The sequence below is a fragment of the Streptococcus australis genome (genome assembly GCF_003943615.1).
Classification (GTDB): Bacteria; Bacillota; Bacilli; order Lactobacillales; family Streptococcaceae; genus Streptococcus; species Streptococcus australis_C.
Genome location: NZ_RJPZ01000005.1, coordinates 107,465 through 126,067, shown reverse-complemented (window position 1 = coordinate 126,067; position 18,603 = coordinate 107,465). Strand labels below are relative to the sequence as shown.

Annotated in this window: 18 protein-coding genes; all 18 read left to right on the top strand. The window is 38.4% G+C overall.

Annotated features, from left to right (window positions below):
- The first annotated feature begins 95 nt into the window (after nt 1-95).
- The 18 genes from murB (at nt 96) to D8785_RS06885 (ending at nt 18,601) form a co-directional block, all read left to right on the top strand.
- On the top strand, nt 96-998 hold the full coding sequence (gene murB / locus D8785_RS06970; protein WP_125374939.1) for a UDP-N-acetylmuramate dehydrogenase: 903 nt from the start codon (nt 96-98) through the stop codon (nt 996-998).
- Between the two features lie 205 nt (nt 999-1,203).
- Complete coding sequence (locus tag D8785_RS06965) at nt 1,204-2,361, top strand: ABC transporter ATP-binding protein (RefSeq protein ID WP_125374938.1); 1,158 nt, start codon at nt 1,204-1,206, stop codon at nt 2,359-2,361.
- On the top strand, nt 2,342-3,148 hold the full coding sequence (locus D8785_RS06960) for an ABC transporter permease (protein ID WP_125374937.1): 807 nt from the start codon (nt 2,342-2,344) through the stop codon (nt 3,146-3,148). Before D8785_RS06965 ends, D8785_RS06960 begins: the two co-directional genes overlap by 20 nt.
- A complete protein-coding gene (locus D8785_RS06955) occupies nt 3,145-3,918 on the top strand; it encodes an ABC transporter permease (protein ID WP_125374936.1) in 774 nt (257 codons plus the stop codon). Before D8785_RS06960 ends, D8785_RS06955 begins: the two co-directional genes overlap by 4 nt.
- Entirely contained in the window at nt 3,915-4,985 is a 1,071-nt protein-coding gene (locus D8785_RS06950; protein WP_125374935.1) for an ABC transporter substrate-binding protein, read from the top strand. Before D8785_RS06955 ends, D8785_RS06950 begins: the two co-directional genes overlap by 4 nt.
- A gap of 178 nt (nt 4,986-5,163) precedes the next feature.
- The gene (gene galE / locus D8785_RS06945; RefSeq protein WP_125374934.1) at nt 5,164-6,180 is read left to right on the top strand and encodes a UDP-glucose 4-epimerase GalE; all 1,017 of its coding nucleotides are present in this window, start codon (nt 5,164-5,166) and stop codon (nt 6,178-6,180) included.
- Nucleotides 6,181-6,340: 160 nt separating this feature from the next.
- Complete coding sequence (locus D8785_RS06940; protein ID WP_125374970.1) at nt 6,341-7,039, top strand: glycosyltransferase family 2 protein; 699 nt, start codon at nt 6,341-6,343, stop codon at nt 7,037-7,039.
- 1 nt (nt 7,040) lies between these two features.
- Nucleotides 7,041-7,382, top strand: coding sequence for a DUF2304 domain-containing protein (locus D8785_RS06935; RefSeq protein ID WP_125374933.1), 342 nt, complete (start codon nt 7,041-7,043; stop codon nt 7,380-7,382).
- On the top strand, nt 7,372-8,634 hold the full coding sequence (locus D8785_RS06930) for a lipopolysaccharide biosynthesis protein (RefSeq protein ID WP_312023836.1): 1,263 nt from the start codon (nt 7,372-7,374) through the stop codon (nt 8,632-8,634). The genes D8785_RS06935 and D8785_RS06930 overlap by 11 nt, the downstream gene beginning before the upstream one ends.
- 2 nt (nt 8,635-8,636) lie before the next feature.
- On the top strand, nt 8,637-9,791 hold the full coding sequence (locus D8785_RS06925) for a glycosyltransferase (protein WP_125374932.1): 1,155 nt from the start codon (nt 8,637-8,639) through the stop codon (nt 9,789-9,791).
- A complete protein-coding gene (locus D8785_RS06920) occupies nt 9,788-11,302 on the top strand; it encodes a DUF2142 domain-containing protein (protein ID WP_125374931.1) in 1,515 nt (504 codons plus the stop codon). The genes D8785_RS06925 and D8785_RS06920 overlap by 4 nt, the downstream gene beginning before the upstream one ends.
- 90 nt (nt 11,303-11,392) lie before the next feature.
- A complete protein-coding gene (locus D8785_RS06915) occupies nt 11,393-12,319 on the top strand; it encodes a glycosyltransferase family 2 protein (RefSeq protein ID WP_125374930.1) in 927 nt (308 codons plus the stop codon).
- 65 nt (nt 12,320-12,384) lie between these two features.
- Complete coding sequence (gene rfbD / locus D8785_RS06910) at nt 12,385-13,236, top strand: dTDP-4-dehydrorhamnose reductase (RefSeq protein WP_125374929.1); 852 nt, start codon at nt 12,385-12,387, stop codon at nt 13,234-13,236.
- Nucleotides 13,237-13,295: 59 nt separating this feature from the next.
- On the top strand, nt 13,296-14,348 hold the full coding sequence (locus D8785_RS06905; RefSeq protein ID WP_125374928.1) for an acyltransferase: 1,053 nt from the start codon (nt 13,296-13,298) through the stop codon (nt 14,346-14,348).
- Between the two features lie 137 nt (nt 14,349-14,485).
- Nucleotides 14,486-15,634 (top strand): beta 1-4 rhamnosyltransferase Cps2T, encoded by a 1,149-nt coding sequence (cps2T, locus tag D8785_RS06900; RefSeq protein WP_125374927.1) that lies wholly within the window; start codon nt 14,486-14,488, stop codon nt 15,632-15,634.
- Nucleotides 15,631-16,572, top strand: coding sequence for a glycosyltransferase family 2 protein (locus tag D8785_RS06895; RefSeq protein ID WP_125374926.1), 942 nt, complete (start codon nt 15,631-15,633; stop codon nt 16,570-16,572). Before cps2T ends, D8785_RS06895 begins: the two co-directional genes overlap by 4 nt.
- The gene (locus D8785_RS06890) at nt 16,572-17,378 is read left to right on the top strand and encodes an ABC transporter permease (protein ID WP_120701832.1); all 807 of its coding nucleotides are present in this window, start codon (nt 16,572-16,574) and stop codon (nt 17,376-17,378) included. Before D8785_RS06895 ends, D8785_RS06890 begins: the two co-directional genes overlap by 1 nt.
- Nucleotides 17,378-18,601: an ABC transporter ATP-binding protein gene (locus D8785_RS06885; protein WP_125374925.1), complete on the top strand. Its 1,224-nt coding sequence runs from the start codon at nt 17,378-17,380 to the stop codon at nt 18,599-18,601. Before D8785_RS06890 ends, D8785_RS06885 begins: the two co-directional genes overlap by 1 nt.
- Nucleotides 18,602-18,603: the final 2 nt, after the last annotated feature.

The following is an 18,603-nucleotide window of genomic DNA, read 5'->3' as shown; positions in this document are numbered from 1 at the left end:
GTCTTTTGGCTGTTTCTGTTTTTTTACTTCTTAGTCGAAAAGTGGGCTGGTTTTTGTTATAATGGATAAGATAACGTATAGAAGAGAGTTGTGAGATGGAAATCTTAAAGCAAATCAAAGAGGAGTTGGCTGGCATTGAGATTTTGTTCAATGAGCCACTCAAGCAATATACCTATACCAAGGTTGGAGGGGTTGCAGACTACTTGGCCTTTCCTCGCAATCAATATGAATTAAAACGAATTGTCACCTTTGCCAATGCTCATGAGATTCCTTGGATGGTCTTGGGAAATTCTTCCAATATTATCGTCCGTGACAGTGGGATTGAAGGCTTTGTCATCATGTTTGATCATTTCCATGATGTCCGGGTCAATGGCTACGTCATTGAAGCAGAGGCAGGTGCTAAGCTGATCGATGTGACTCACGTAGCCCGCTACCATAGTTTGACAGGCTTTGAATTTGCTTGTGGGATTCCTGGTAGTATTGGGGGGGCTGTCTATATGAATGCTGGCGCCTATGGTGGCGAGATTGCCCATATTCTCCAATCTTGTAAGGTCTTGACGCCAGAAGGCGAGCTGAAAACCTTAACAGCAGAAGAATTAGCCTTTGGTTATCGTCATTCCAAGATCCAAGAGACAGGAGATGTGGTCATTTCGGCTAAGTTTGCCTTAGCGCCTGGCAACTATGAGCAGATCGATCAAGAAATGGCTCGTCTGACTCATCTAAGAGAGTTGAAACAACCCCTCGAATACCCGTCTTGTGGCTCTGTCTTCAAACGACCAGTCGGTCACTTTGCAGGACAGTTGATCAGTGAAGCTGGACTAAAAGGACACCGGATCGGTGGTGTTGAGGTCTCAGAAAAGCATGCTGGCTTTATGATTAATGTCGACCATGGTACCGCAAAAGATTATGAAGACTTGATTGCTCATGTCATCGCGACAGTTGAAAAATCAGCTGGTGTGACTTTAGAGCGGGAAGTCCGTATTATTGGAAAAGATTAACGGTTCGAGATGGAATAGGGACTACTCTTGGGTAGACCCTTCCTACTTTAGAAGGGGGGTGAGTGCCTATCGATACCGAAAATAGGTGGGGCAGTCTTATAAGTCCCCGAGAGGTGTTGGTGGCTTGACGGGTTTGCTCGTCAGCCTATGAGACTAGTGGTTGGTCTCAGAAGGAAACGCATGAAAAAGAAGGAATTTATGTGAATTGAAAAAACCAATTATTGAGTTTAGAAATGTCTCAAAAGTATTTGAAGACAGCGATACAGTAGTTCTCAAAGATATCAACTTTGAGTTGGAAGAAGGGAAATTTTATACCCTGCTCGGTGCTTCAGGATCTGGTAAATCAACGATTCTGAATATCATTGCCGGTTTGTTAGATGCTTCGACAGGAGATGTCCTCTTGGATGGTGTTCGGATCAATGATGTACCGACCAACAAACGGGATGTCCATACTGTCTTCCAGTCTTATGCCCTTTTCCCACACATGAATGTGTTTGAGAATGTTGCTTTCCCCCTACGTTTGAAGAAGCTAGACAAGGCGGAAATTCAAAAACGAGTGACAGAAGTCCTTAAGATGGTACAATTGGGAGGCTTTGAGAAACGCTCTATCCAGAAACTTTCTGGTGGTCAACGCCAGCGGGTGGCTATTGCACGGGCGATTATCAATGAACCGCGAGTAGTCCTCTTGGATGAACCTTTGTCTGCCCTTGACTTGAAGTTGCGGACAGACATGCAGTATGAGCTTCGTGAATTGCAACAACGCTTGGGTATTACCTTTGTTTTTGTTACCCATGACCAGGAAGAAGCACTAGCTATGAGTGACTGGATCTTCGTCATGAACGAAGGAGAAATCGTTCAGTCAGGGACACCTGTTGATATCTACGATGAGCCCATCAACCATTTTGTTGCGACCTTTATCGGTGAGTCCAACATCCTTCCAGGGATCATGATCGAAGACTATTTAGTAGAGTTTAATGGCAAACGCTTTGAGTCAGTCGATGGAGGGATGAGACCAAACGAACCGGTCGAAGTCGTTATTCGCCCTGAAGATTTGCGAATCACACTGCCCGAAGAAGGCAAGCTCCAGGTAAAAGTGGATACCCAACTGTTCCGTGGGGTACACTATGAGATCATCGCCTATGATGAATTGGGCAATGAGTGGATGATTCACTCAACGCGTAAGGCGATCGTAGGTGAAGAAATCGGTCTGGACTTTGAGCCAGAAGATATCCACGTCATGCGTCTCAATGAAACGGAAGAAGAGTTCGATGCACGGATCGAAGAGTACGTAGAAGTGGAAGAACAAGAAGCCGGATTGATTAATGCCATCGAGGAGGAAAGAGATGAAGAAAACAACCTCTAACCTCTTTGTGGTTCCCTACTTTCTCTGGATCCTCCTCTTTGTCTTGGCTCCTGTAGCCTTGATCATTTGGCAGTCCTTTGTCAATGTTCAAGGGCAAGGTTCCTTAGAGAACTACCAGACCTTTTTTACAGCGCAGAATTGGACCTACCTCAAGATGAGTTTTAACTCCATTCTCTATGCTGGGATCGTTACCTTTGTGACGCTCTTGATTTCTTACCCGACAGCTTATTTTTTGACCCAACTCAAGCATCGTCAACTCTGGCTCATGCTGATCGTCCTTCCGACCTGGGTCAACCTCTTGCTCAAAGCTTATGCCTTTATCGGGATCTTTGGCCAAGGCGGATCTATTAACCAATTCTTGAGCTTTATCGGAATCGGTCCTCAACAGATCCTCTTTACGGACTTTTCTTTCATCTTTGTCGCTAGCTACATTGAGTTGCCTTTTATGATCCTTCCTATCTTCAATGTCTTGGATGATTTGGATCCAAACCTCATCAATGCTAGTTATGACCTAGGAGCTAATAAGTGGGAGACCTTCCGTCGGGTTGTCTTCCCACTGTCTATGAACGGGGTTCGCTCGGGTGTCCAATCGGTCTTTATTCCAAGCTTGAGTCTCTTCATGTTGACGCGTTTGATCGGAGGAAACCGGGTCATTACTCTAGGTACTGCTATCGAGCAGCATTTCCTCACAACGCAAAACTGGGGAATGGGTTCAACCATTGGAGTGGTTTTGATCCTTGCTATGCTCTTAGTCATGTGGGTAACGAGAGAAAGGAGTGAACGATGAAAAAGATTTCACGTATCTATTTAGGATTGATTTTCCTACTCCTTTATCTGCCAATCTTTTACTTGATTGCCTATGCCTTTAATGCCGGCGGGGATATGAATGCTTTTACAGGTTTTACCATGGAGCATTTCCAAAGTCTCTTTGAGGATACGCGTCTTATGTTGATCCTCTCACAGACCTTCCTCTTGGCTTTCTTGTCAGCCTTGATTGCGACCATTATTGGGACCTTTGGGGCGATCTATATTTACCAATCTAAGAAGAAGTTTGAAGGACCGTTTTTGTCCGTCAATAACATCCTCATGGTGGCACCTGACGTTATGATTGGGGCTAGCTTCCTGATCCTCTTTACGACGATCAAGTTCCAGCTTGGTTTTGCCTCTGTCTTAATGAGTCACGTAGCCTTCTCTATTCCAATTGTGGTCTTGATGGTCTTGCCACGCTTGAAAGAAATGAACCGTGATATGATCAATGCGGCCTATGACCTAGGTGCTACTCAAGTGCAGATGTTGAAGGAAATCATGCTTCCTTATTTGACACCTGCGATCATCGCCGGTTACTTCATGGCCTTTACCTATTCCTTGGATGACTTTGCGGTGACCTTCTTTGTCACAGGTAATGGCTTTACGACCTTGTCTGTTGAGATCTACTCACGGGCTCGCCAAGGGATTTCGTTGAATATCAATGCCCTTTCTGCCCTGGTCTTCCTCTTCAGTATCTTATTGGTGGTCGGCTATTACTTCATCACTAGAGAGAAGGAGGAGACAGTATGAAAAAACTCTATTCATTCTTGCTAGGGATTATCGTGGTGATTCTCGTGTTAGCGGGGCTAAGTGCCCGTCTTGAAGCCAAGACTAATCCAAAAGACAGTGATAAGCTGGTCATCTACAACTGGGGAGATTATATCGATCCAGAATTGCTTAAGGAATTTACCAAGGAAACAGGCATTCAAGTCCAATACAATACCTTTGATTCCAATGAAGCTATGTACACCAAAATCAAGCAAGGGGGAACAGCTTACGATATCGCCATCCCAAGTGAATATATGATCGCCAAGATGATGGACGAAAACTTGCTTGAAAAGTTGGATAAGTCAAAATTGAAAGGCTTAGACAATATCGACCCACGCTTCTTAAACTTGGACTTTGATCCGGACAATCAGTACTCAGTTCCTTATTTCTGGGGGACCCTTGGTATCATCTACAATAGCAAGATGGTTGATAAGGCGCCTGAGCACTGGGCGGATCTATGGAGACCAGAGTACAAGAATGACATCATGATGTACGATGGGGCGCGTGAGGTCATGGGGATTGGACTCAACAGCTTAGGCTATAGTCTCAACTCCAAGGATCCTCAGCAATTACAAGAGTCTGTTGATAAGCTTTATACCTTGATGCCCAATATTAAGGCCCTTGTAGCCGATGAAATGAAAGGCTACATGATCCAAAATAATGCAGCCATTGGGGTGACTTTCTCCGGTGAAGCCAGTCAAATGCTGGAAGCCAATGAGGACCTCCGCTACGTCGTCCCATCAGAAGCCAGCAACCTTTGGTTTGATAATATTGTCATTCCAAAGACGGTGAAGAATAAAGAAGCAGCCTATGCCTTTATCAACTTTATGCTTCGCCCAGAAAATGCTTATAAGAATGCTCTCTATGTCGGTTATTCCACACCGAATAAAGAAGCTAAGAAAATGCTACCAAAAGAGGTCCAAGAAGACCAAGCCTTCTACCCAAGTGATGACACGCTAAAGAACTTAGAAGTCTACGAACAACTTGGCAAGAAGTGGTTGGGCGTCTATAACGACCTCTACCTACAAGTGAAGATGTATCGGAAGTAGGATGGAATTGCTATTCTGTTGTATAATCTAGTAACAAGCTTATATACCAAGTTATGGTTTATAAGCTTGTTTTTTTTCTAAACTAGAAAAGAAAAAGATCATTATAGGAAAAATTTTGAAATTCTTTTATAATTGTGGGATAATGGAAAAAAGTTGATTCAGACGGGAGATAGATTACATGCATCATAAAATATTAGTAACTGGTGGGGCTGGATTTATCGGTTCTCATACCACCATTGAGTTAGTAAATGCAGGTCATGAAGTTGTCATTGTTGATAATTTAGTAAATAGTAGTGAGAAAAGTATACAAGAAGTAGAAAAAATCCTAGGGAAATCTATCACTTTTTATAATGAGGATATTCGTGATAGATCAAAGCTTCTAGAAATTTTTCTAAAAGAAAAACCGACTGGCGTGATTCACTTTGCTGCATTGAAAGCAGTTGGAGAGTCAGTTCAAATTCCACTTACCTATTATGAAAATAATATTAGTGGAACCTTGACTCTGCTTCAGGTGATGGAAGAGGTACAGTGTAAAAATATCATCTTCAGCTCATCGGCAACTGTCTATGGAGATCCACATACTGTTCCTATCTTGGAAGACTTTCCTTTATCTGTTACAAATCCATATGGTAGAACAAAACTCATGATTGAGGAAATCCTTCAAGATATTTACAAAGCTGATTATTCATGGAATATTGTATTGTTACGCTATTTCAATCCAATTGGTGCCCATGAAAGTGGGAACATTGGTGAAAATCCAAATGGTATTCCAAATAATCTATTACCATATGTAACACAAGTAGCAGTAGGAAAATTAGAGTCTGTTAACGTGTTTGGGAACGATTATCCAACTCCAGATGGAACTGGAGTACGTGATTATATCCACGTAGTTGACTTGGCGAAAGGCCACGTTGCTGCACTGAAAAAAATGAACCCAGATTCAGGCTTGAATATCTATAATCTTGGCACCGGTAGAGGTTACTCTGTATTAGAAATTATTCAAAATATGGAGAAGGTTGTGGGAAAACCAATTCCATTCAAGATTATTGATCGACGACCTGGTGACATCGCAACCTGTTATGCAGATCCATCCAAAGCACGTGAAGAACTAGGATGGAGTGCCCAATTTGATATTCATCGGATGTGCCAAGATGCTTGGAGATGGCAGAGTAAACATCCGAATGGATTTGAATAAAAACTAAACTTAACGAAAATCTTGATATTTGTGACTAATATCAAGCTTTTTTATGAATAAATTAATTATTAGTGACGGTATAAAGTTTCGAGATTAGTGGATAAAACATTATGGTTATTGTATAATGGTTAAAAAGAATTTTAATGGAGGACAAAGGAGATTGAAATCCTCAGATTTATTGATTATTATACCAGCTTATAACGAGGAAGGTTCTATTCAAACGGTAGTAGATAATATTATTCAAAATTATTCCCAGTATGATTATGTGATTATCAATGACGGTTCTCGAGACCGAACTTCAGAAATTTGTCATAAAAATGGCTATAATATTATTGATTTACCAGTAAACCTTGGCCTGGCTGGAGCATTTCAAACGGGGTTATTATATGCTTATCAACATGGCTATGAAAAAGCTGTTCAATTTGATGCAGATGGTCAACATCTCCCAGAATATATTGCTGCTTTAGAAGAAGAAATTGATAAAGGAAATAAAATGGTGATTGGTTCTCGATTTGTAACAGAGAAAAGACCAAATTCATTTCGTATGCTGGGGAATACACTCATTAGTTTTGCTATTAAATTAACAACTGGTAAAACGATTAATGATCCAACATCTGGAATGAGAATGTTTTCTAAAGATTTAATACAAGTTTTTGCAAGAAATATTAACTATGGTCCTGAACCAGATACTGTTTCTTATCTATTAAGAAATGGTGTTCCAATTTCAGAAGTTCAAGTTCGAATGGAAGATAGACAAGCTGGTGAAAGTTATCTGACCTTTTCACGCTCTATTAAGTACATGATTCACATGTTCGTATCTATTCTTTTCATTCAGAATTTTAGAGAGAGAGGAAAATAGAATGTCAATCTGGTTTCAAATTGTATTAGTTGTTGTTTCATTAGGAACATGTGGGTTTATCCTTCAGAACATCAGAAAATCTCGTGTACAGATTAATGATGCTTTGTTTTGGATTTTCTTTTCGCTGATTTTATTGGTTTTTAGTGTTTTTCCAAAGTTAGCAGAGTATATTGCGGCATCCTTAGGAATTGCATCTGCTGTTAATTTTATTTTTCTTTTTATTATTTTCTTGTTATTAATGAATCAGTTCCAGTTAACTGTACGGTTGTCAAAATTAGATACCAAGTTTAAAAATCTTGTGCAAGTTATCGCTTTAAACAAAAATGAGGAGAATGATGAATAATACTCCTTCTCAAAAAAGTATTTACATATGGAACCTGCTTGGAAATTTTGCAGCCGCAGCAGTTTCTGTATTATATTTGTTAATCGTATCTAGAATGCAAACAAGTGAGGTGGCAGATCAATTTAGTCTTGCTACCTCAATTGGTAATTTATGGATTATTATCGGACAATTTCAAGTTCGAAACTACCAAGCTACTGACGTCAACTCAAGTCATCCTTTTTCAGCTTACTTTTTTACAAGGTTGCTGACTGTTGTCTTGATGTTGATTACTTTATTGCCTTACTTGAGGATAATAAACTATGATTTTACCAATGACTCTGTGATGATTATTACTTGGATTATTGTGTACCGTGTTGCGGATGCATTTTCTGATTTATTCCAAGGTTATTTTCAACAACATGGTCGTTTGGATATAGCTGGGAAATCGATGGTCTTGCGATATGCTTTGAGCGTGTTCATTCTTTTATTTGGACTCTTATTATCTCATTCTATGGTTTTGACTCTGACGGTCCTAGCTTTCTTCAATCTATTTTTTGTATTTGTTTATGATTATTCTCATTTTAAATTGTTTGATAGAGTGAGTTTTAGTCACATATTTTCAAGGGATATTTTTGATGAATCCTTAAAAATTATTAAAATTTGTTTCTCATTATTTATTTATGGTTTTTTATTGACGCTTGTTTTTAATGAGGCAAAGTTGGCAATTTCTGGTGCATATGCTAAAGGTATAGTAGAGACTGGTGCTCAAAGGGATTACAATATCTTGTTTATGCCAGTATTTTTTATGAGTCTTTGCATTTTGGTAGTAAGACCTCTCATTACACAAATGGCCGAACTTTGGCAGAAGAAGCAGTTTCAGAGATTTTACAAAATGTTCTTAAAGATAGTACTTGTTACACTCTCAATTGGGCTAGTTATTACTTTTTTAACTTATTTAATAGGAGTAAATGTTCTAGGTGTAATATTTGGTTTGAACTTGTTAGATTACAGGTTACAATTAACTATTCTAGTTCTATCTGGTGTTTTATATTCATTCTCGATTATATTTGAAAATATTTTAATTATCATGAGAAAACACCATTATTTATTATTTGTGTATATCCTGATGTTTATCGTTACTAAAATGATAACAACTGAGCTGGTTAATAAGTATCAGATTATGGGGGCTTCTATTAGTTTTTGTATAGCGATGATGGTTTATGCAATTGGAAGTATTACAATCTTTAGTATCATAAAATACAGAAAGAAATAGAAATGAAAAGAGATATAATTTTCGTCACCCACCATTTAGGTGGAATCGGTGGTGTTCAGCGTGTAGTAGATCAGCTAGCTACACGGTTTGCAGAGGATGGGAATAAGGTAACCGTTGTCGGATGTGCTGTTCAATCACAAGAGAAGTATGAGAAAGTACAGAAGAAATATCAAGAAATTTTATTGTACCAGGAAGATATTTTTTTTGAAAAGCCATGGTTATTTTTAAAAGAGAAGTTTCTCTCAAAAAAATTAGATACGATTTTATCAGATTTATTATCGAAATCTAATAAACCAATAGTTATTTTAGCAAACCCAATTGTTTATCTGTTGATGGAAAATAGCTTGAAGAAATTTTCAAATACTGCTTTTTTCATTGGTCAGATGCATTCTTCTGCTGATTTTGTATTGGAATGTAAGGGAATCTACAAAGTTTATCCGTATATTATAAAAAATAAATATCCGAAATTGGATTGTATAATGTTTTTATCAGATTCTTATTCAGAAGTGATTAGCAATCATTACAATATTCCATTAAAAAAATTTGTTGCGATTCCAAATCCTTTGCCTAACTATATAGAAGTATCTGAGGAGTCACATCAAGAGAAATCTACAATTATTTCTTTTGTAGGTAGACTAGATACTGTTAAGCAAATTGATCATCAAATTCAAGCTTTTGCACAAGTAGCAGATGAGTTTCCAGAAATGATTTTTAATATCTACGGATCTGGTAATTTGAGAGAATCCCTTCAAATACTCATTGATCAATTAGGAATGACCAGACGTGTTTTCTTAAAAGGAAAAACGAATCAGGTTAAAGAGGTTTATCAAGAGTCATTGTTTACCTTGTTAACTTCTAAATCAGAGGCTTTTCCAATGTCAGTAGTAGAGTCTATGATAACTGGAACTCCTGTATTAACTTATAATTGTTCACAAGGAGTTGCTGAACTTCAAACTGCTACGCCTGAAATGCTTTTTGAACCAAGTATTGATGAGTTGGTAAATAAAATGCGGTATTTTCTAACCAATTTGGATTTTCTAGAGGAAATTGGAAAAAGAGGTCGTGAATATGTCCTAGGAACCTATGCAGAAGATATTATCATTCAAAAATGGTATGATCTGTTTCAGCAGTTAGATGAAAAGAAAGGTATTACATGACAAATCTATTTTTAAAAAATGGTTCAGATTTCTTTCACAATATTTGGAAAAAGAAATTTTATATTTTGCTCATCTGGTTTCTGATATTTGGAACGTATTTTTATTATGATGGTCCATTTAATAACGCTCCAATCAGAACATTTCTTATTATTGGAGGGATTTTCACCCTTCTATCACTAGTAAATATGAAGTTATACAATAAAATATTTTCAGTAATCTTATTTACTGGACTAATATTTTGTGTCTACACTCCGAATATGGATACACCGGATGAAAATTTTCATTATTCTAGAGCACTTTACATTAGTGATGGCCATTTATATTTACCTTCATCAGTAGAAGAGATGAAAGTATCATCGGATATATCTGAGGTTGAAGAAGAATTTAAGAAGCCCTTATTACAAACTGATTTGGAAGAGAAACAGTTATCTGACAAACAGGTAGTATATTCTAATTTGGGTAATACGAATGGATATTCATTTGTAAGTTATTTGCCTCAAACAATGGGTATTCTTATATCACGTCTATTACATCTAAGTGTGTTCGGTTCTATTTTTTTGGGGAGATTTTTAAATTTATTAGTTTTTGCATTGCTTGTTAGATTTGCCATAAAAAAAGCTGGTGATAAGCAGTTAATTTTCTCCCTACTAGCGATTATTCCTATCAACATTTATATTGCTGCATCATTTAACCAAGATGCTTTTGCAAATGGGCTCATATTCTTAGTTATCGGTTTATTCTTATCTTATTTTGAAAAAGATAAAGTTAGTTATAGGGACATTATCACCTATAGTCTCTTATGTATTTTGATTGCTTTTTCAAAATTGCCCTACGTCTTACTAATTTGTTTGTTGGTCTTTTTACCAAAAGAAAAACTCAATAAAGAAAAATATCTTTTAATTGGTGGTTCAATTCTTACCGTTGCTTTAGCTAGTGTGATCTGGTTGAAGGTTACAAGCGCTGTTAATGCAACGATTGCACATCCCAATCCTGCAATCAATCCAGTGAATAAGATTATATTTACCTTGAATCATTTTTCAGATTTCATGCGAATGATGATTAAAGAAGTTGTGAACTTTATTCCATTTAAACTGCAATCATCATTTACCTTTGGTTGGTTAACATATGATGCAAAGGCTTTTATGTGGTTTTATTTAGTATTTATTTCAATTGCATTATTTGTGCTTCCAAATGGAAAACCGATAAAACCTTTTGCAAAATTTGGGATAGTACTTGTTTCAATGGGAATTATTTTTGGAATTCTAATGACAGCTTATTTAATGTGGGGTGAGGTTTCCGATATTTCCATTAAAGGGATCCAGGGCAGATATTTTTCAGGCGTATTTGTCCTCCTTGGTTGTATTACTGATTTTTCAAGAAGACTGTTTTGGAATCAGAATAGACCAGAACCTATTGAATACGATAAGAATAAAGTAGAATTTACCTATACCTACATTGCTTCTTTGTTTATTCTTATTTCAATTATTACAACTATCAGTCAATACTACTAATTTGCTGTTTTAATGATTGATTTAATGATATACTAGGGGAAACCCTAGTTTTTTGTTACAATAGAAAGTGAATAAGTCAAGGAGTAAGAAATGACCATATCAGTTGTAGTCCCATGTTTTAACGAAGAAGAATCGATTCCATTATTTTTTGAAGAGATGGAACGGGTTCGGACATCTATGGGAGAAGAATTTGAATATATTTTTATAAATGATGGGTCTTCTGATAAAACCTTAGATGTTTTACGGGAACTCAATCTCTTGAATCCTTGTGCCCATTTCCTTTCATTTTCACGAAACTTTGGGAAGGAAGCGGCTCTCTATGCTGGCCTCCAACATGCTACAGGAGATTACGTAACGGTCATGGATGTGGATCTACAAGATCCTCCAGAGCTATTGATTGAAATGAAGCAGAAGTTAGATCAGCAGCCAAATCTGGATTGTGTCGGAACGCGTCGTGTGACCCGTGATGGGGAACCGCCAATTCGATCCTTCTTTGCACGGATGTTTTATAAATTGATCAATCATATCAGTCAAGTGGAAATGGTTGACGGAGCGCGTGATTTCCGTTTGATGCGTCGCCCAATGGTCGATGCCATAATGGAGTTGTCTGAGTACAATCGATTTTCTAAGGGAATTTTCGCCTGGGTAGGATTTGAGACAGAGTACCTTGAATATAAAAATGTAGAGCGAGTGGCAGGAGAGACGTCTTGGAATTTTTGGTCCCTCTTCAAATACTCTATTGAAGGGATTGTTAACTTCTCAGATGCCCCACTAAATATTGCATTTATTGGTGGGCTTTTATCTTGGATCTTAGCCTTCGTCATGATGGTTCTGATTGTGATCCGGACCTTAGTATTTGGAGATCCAACTTCTGGATGGCCATCCCTCATGACAGTGATTCTCTTTCTTGGAGGATTTCAATTGCTAACCATTGGAATTTTAGGTAAATATATCGGTAAAATCTTTATGGAAACCAAAAAACGTCCAATCTATGTCATCAAGGAGAAAAGCAAGTAAAAAGCAGAAAACTTCTGCTTTTTTTGCTATAATGATAAGGAAAAAGCATATGAAAGGAATTTACAATGATTTTAATTACAGGTGCAAATGGGCAACTTGGAACTGAACTGCGCCATTTGTTAGATGAACGAAATGAAGATTATGTGGCTGTCGATGTGGCGGAAATGGACATCACAAATGCAGAGAAAGTAGATGAAGTATTTGCGGAAGTGAGGCCGACCTTGGTCTACCATTGTGCTGCTTATACAGCAGTAGATGCGGCAGAAGATGAAGGAAAAGAATTGGATTACGCTATCAATGTTACAGGTACAGAAAATGTAGCAAAGGCGTCTGAAAAGCATGGAGCGACCTTGGTCTATATCTCAACGGACTACGTGTTTGATGGAAATAAGCCAGTGGGACAAGAATGGGAAGTGGATGATCAACCAGATCCCCAAACAGAGTATGGCCGTACCAAACGTATGGGAGAAGAATTGGTTGAGAAGTATGTATCTAACTTCTATATCATCCGAACAGCTTGGGTCTTTGGTAACTACGGTAAGAACTTTGTTTTCACGATGCAAAACTTAGCCAAGACTCACAAGACACTTACAGTCGTTAATGACCAGCATGGTCGTCCAACTTGGACACGTACTCTTGCAGAGTTTATGACTTATTTGGCTGAAAATCGTAAGGAATATGGTTACTATCACTTGTCTAACGATGCGGAAGAAGATACAACTTGGTATGACTTTGCGGTTGAAATCCTCAAAGATATGGATGTTGAAGTGAAGCCAGTGGATTCTAGCCAATTCCCGGCTAAGGCAAAACGTCCTCTTAACTCAACAATGAGTTTGGCAAAAGCGAAAGCCACAGGCTTTGTTATTCCAACCTGGAAGGATGCATTGAAAGAGTTTTATAAACAAGAAGTGAAATAATTAAAATGCAAAGATGGTGAGGTGCCATCTTTGCATTTGTTAATTTGATAGGGAGAGTTATGAAAGCAAGAAAATTAAATATAGATATACTTAAATGTATTGCAATAGTATTTGTCGTAGGTGTACATTTTTTTCTCCATACTAATTATTATGGTCGGTCCTTTGCTTTTAAAAGTATTTTTTTATCATCTTTTATTTGGATGATTTTGATGACCTGTGTTCCCTTATTTATTATGACTACAGGTTATTTAATGAAAGATAAGACTTATAGTGAAACCTATTTTATAAAACTACTTCCAGTAATTGGAATTTATGCGCTTGCAGCAGCAGTTTATACTTTCTTTGATATAAGAGATTTCAATGAAGAATACCTTGGGCAGTTATTAAAAAATATTTTTTCTTTTAGTCACTATGCGTGGTATGTTAATCTATATATTGGCTTATACCTGTTAATTCCTTTCTTGAATGCAGGTTTTAATTCATTAACTAGTCGTAAGAATCAAGTTGTGGTTTTAGGTATTTTAATTTTATTAACTATTGTTCCACCTACTCTTTCATTGTTGAACAACAATGAACAAAATTTTATGATTTTACCGCACATCATTCCAGATTATTGGAAAGGACTCTGGCCCATCACCTACTATCTTCTTGGAGCTTTTCTCGCTTCATCAAAAAAGAAGTCGAGTTTCAAGGAACTTGTTTTTGTTATTTTTATTCTTGATATTTTAAGTGTTTTTGGATTAGCAGCAATATCTGAAACTAGCTTCGGAATCGAATATAGAGTTCTTCCGGTATTCTTATTGTCTAGTTTAATCTTTTATTCAGTTATACACTTAAAAGTAGCAATAAAAAATGAGTGGTTGCAAAGAGTTGTTCTATTTATTTCAAAGAACACTCTTCCAATTTACCTACTATCTGTGATTGGCGATTATTATTGGTATCCAAAAATGATCGAGAAATGGGGAGATTTTACAAACATCTTACCGAAATTTCCTCTGATTGTGATATTTTTGTTGTTCCAATCTATCTTGATAACTTTCATTTTAAATATACTACTAAAATTAATCAAAACAATAATTTTGAAAATGCTAAGTAAATGGCATTTTGAATAAATACATCCTATTTAGTTATTCATACTAAATGAAGATTATGATAGCGGCCCTAAGGGTCGCTTTTCTGTTTGGATTAGGCAAAAAGCCTAGAAAATGGTATAATTGGATAGACTGTAAATTGTTAGAAAGGGAATAATATGCAACACGTTTTTATTATCGGAAGTCGTGGGCTTCCGGCTCAATATGGCGGTTTTGAGACCTTTGTGGACCAATTGGTCTCCCATCAAGTATCACCAGCTATTCAGTACCATGTTGCTTGCCTTTCTAATGATCAAGCCTATCATCATTTTGACTATAAGGGTGTCGATTGTTACACGATTAAAGCACCAAAACTTGGGCCAGCCCGCGTCATTGCCTATGACATGATGGCCATCAACTATGCTTTGAAGGTTATTAAGAAGCAAGGAATTGAACAGCCGATTTTTTATGTTTTGGGCAATACAATTGGGGCCTTCGTGGCGCCTTTTGCTCGCAAGATCCATAAGATAGGTGGCCAATTCTATATCAATCCAGATGGACTGGAGTGGAAGCGGGCCAAGTGGGCTAAACCAATCCAAGCCTATCTCAAGTATTCTGAAAAGGTCATGACGCGCCATGCGGATTTTGTGATTTCTGACAATCCAGGGATTGAATCCTATATCAAGGAAGCCTACCCTTGGTCCAAGACGACTTATATTGCCTATGGGACAGACTTGTCTCCGACCAGCTTGACCAGTCAGGATAAGAAAGTCAGAGAACTCTATCAGAAGTGGCAGACACAAGAGAAAAGCTATTACTTAATTTTGGGTCGCTTTGTTCCGGAAAACAATTATGAGACCGCCATTCGTGAATTTATGGCCTCTTCTACAAAGCGGGATTTGATCATCATTTGTAACCATGAAGGCAATCCTTATTTTGAAGAGCTTCGAGCTCGAACGGGCTTTGATCAGGATCCACGCGTCAAGTTTGTAGGAACGGTTTATGATCAAGACCTATTGAAGTATATCCGTAAAGAAGCCTTCGCCTATATTCACGGTCATGAAGTGGGCGGGACCAATCCGGGCCTCTTAGAAGCACTCGCCCAGACGGATCTCAATTTGGTTCTTGGAGTTTCCTTTAACCAAACGGTCGCAAAGGATACAGCCCAATATTGGACCAAAGAGACAGGAAATTTAGCCCATTTAATTGATCAAGTCGATTCCCTAGAAGATGTATCTGAATGGGGTCGGCTTGCCAAAGCTAATATGAAGCAAAACTTTACCTGGGAAAAAATTGTAGGTGAGTACGAGGAATTATTCTTATCATGAAAGTAAATATCTTGTTGTCCACCTATAATGGTGAGCAGTATCTAAAAGAGCAGGTCAAAAGTATCCAAGATCAGACTTATCAAGACTGGCAGCTCTTGATCCGGGATGATGGGTCAACAGATGGTACGGTGGAGATTATTCAAGAGCTGGTCGCTCAGGATGAGCGCATTCGCTTTATCAATCAAGGCGCCATCGAAAATCTGGGTGTCATCAAGAGTTTTCACACACTCTTAAAATATGAAAAGGCTGATCTTTATTGCTTTAGTGATCAGGATGATGTCTGGCTTCCGGAAAAGATTGCTCTACAAGTAGCAGAAGCAGAGAAACATCCACAAGAGGACCCTTTGTTAATCTACACAGATTTAAAAGTGGTTGATGAAAACTTGAATGTGCAACATGAAAGTATGATTCGCACCCAGTCTGATCATGCCAATACAGAGCTGATTCAAGAATTGACAGAAAATACAGTAACTGGTGGAGTTGCCATGATTAACCATGCACTGGCTGACTTATGGACAGGCCAAGAAAAACATGCGCTCCTTATGCATGATTGGTACTTGGCCTTGTTGGTAGCTGCCTTTGGGAAGCTCGTCTATATCGATCAGCCGACAGAGTTGTACCGTCAGCACAGTAGCAACGTTCTTGGAGCTCGTACCCTTAGAAAACGGGTCAAGAATTGGGTTCGTCCTCATGTCCTTTTTGCTAAGTATTGGAATCTCATCGAATCTAGTCAAGAACAAGCGAAAAATCTATTGGATCTGTCGATCAGTTCCCAAAATAAAGAAATCATTGAAAACTTTGTGACCATTATGGATGTGCCACTAAAAGAACGTCTGAGACGGATTCGTCAGTATGGTTACCGTAAGAACCGAGCCTTCCACACCTTTGTGTTTACCAGCTTGATTCTGACAAAGTTTGCATATCGAGGTAAAAAATAATGTTTGACGTTTTTAGTCAGAAAAATCGAATTTTATTACGAGAGTTAATTAAAACGGACTTTAAATTACGCTACCAAGGGTCAGCGATTGGTTATCTTTGGTCGATTTTAAAGCCCCTGATGACCTTTAGTATCATGTATATTGTCTTCATCCGATTCTTACGTTTGGGTGGAGATGTACCCCATTTCCCAGTTGCCCTCTTGTTGGCCAATGTAGTCTGGGGATTCTTCTCAGAAGCGACCTCCATGGGGATGGTATCGATCGTTAGTCGAGGTGATCTTTTGCGGAAGTTGAACTTCTCCAAACATATCATTGTCTTGTCTGCGATTTCAGGAGCAGCGATCAACTTTGTCATTAACCTTGTTGTCGTCTTGATTTTTTCATTCTTTAATGGGGTGACATTCTCTTGGACAGCCTTGATGGTGATTCCGCTCTTTCTTGAGTTATTCTTGATGGCGACAGGATGCGCTTTGATCTTAGCAACATTTTTTGTTCGTTTCCGTGACCTAGGTCAAGTCTGGGAAGTGCTCTTGCAAGCTGGCTTGTATGCGACGCCAATTATCTACCCGATTACCTTTATCGCAGATCGCAATCCATGGGCGGCTAAGTTGGTCATGATGAATCCTCTGGCTCAGATCATTCAAGACATGCGTTATTTCTTGATTGATAAGGCTAACACCCCTGTATGGCTTTTGGTGGAGAATAAGTTCTTGGTATTGATTCCTTATGTCTTGCCAATTCTTATTTTTATCGCTGGCTTTGCTTACTTTAACAAACATGCTAAGAAATTTGCGGAGATTCTCTAATGACTGATAAACAAATTGCAGTAAAAGTAGACCATGTCAGCAAGTACTTTAAGTTGCCAACAGAGGCAACAAACAGCCTTCGGACTGCCCTGGTCAATCGTTTCAAAGGAATCAAAGGCTATAAAGAACAACATGTTCTTAAGGATATTTCTTTTGAAGTAGAAAAAGGAGATTTTTTCGGGATCCTAGGAAGAAATGGTTCTGGAAAGTCTACTCTCTTAAAAATTATTTCTGAAATCTATGTACCTGAAAAAGGATCTGTCACAATCGATGGGAAACTAGTATCCTTTATCGAACTTGGCGTCGGCTTCAATCCAGAGTTGACTGGTCGTGAAAATGTCTATATGAATGGAGCTATGCTAGGCTTCTCTACAGCTGAAATTGATGCCATGTATGATGACATCGTAGACTTTGCCGAGTTGCATGACTTCATGAACCAAAAGCTTAAGAACTATTCATCCGGGATGCAGGTTCGTCTGGCCTTTTCAGTCGCAATAAAGGCCCAAGGTGATATTTTGATTTTGGATGAGGTTCTCGCAGTAGGAGACGAGGCCTTTCAGCGCAAGTGTAATGATTACTTCCAAGAACGGAAGAAATCAGGAAAAACAACTATCTTGGTTACCCATGATATGGGAGCTGTCAAGAAATATTGTAACAAGGCTGTTTTGATTGAAAATGGTTTGGTGAAGACAATTGGTAGTCCAGAAAATGTAGCCAACCAGTATAGTTTTGATAATACAGCCCCTTTGCAACAGGGAGGAGAAGCTGGTGGAGCTGGTAAACCCAACCAGGAAGAACAAGTCTTGGTTGAAAACTTTCAGCTTCAATTGTTAAGTTCGAACAAGTTACGTCCCCAAGATTCGATTCAGTTCCAAATCGATTTTGATGTTCGTGAAGATATTCAGACCTATATCGCACTGTCGTTAACAGATATCGATCGGAATATTTGGATCTATAATGATAATTCTATGGATCAACTGATGAGTGGGGCTGGACATAAAACAGTTCATTACACTTGTTCCCTTCCAACGGTGAATGACTTGAAAATGAAGTTAGAAGTGACAGTAAGAGATGCTGAAGGGCAGATGCTGGCCTTTTCAGATGCTACGCAAACCCCACTAATCTTTATCAATCGAGATGATATCGACTTGGATGATAAATCAGCAATGGATGCAGCAAGTGGCTTAATCCAACGCAATGGAACATGGTCAATGACTGACTAGAC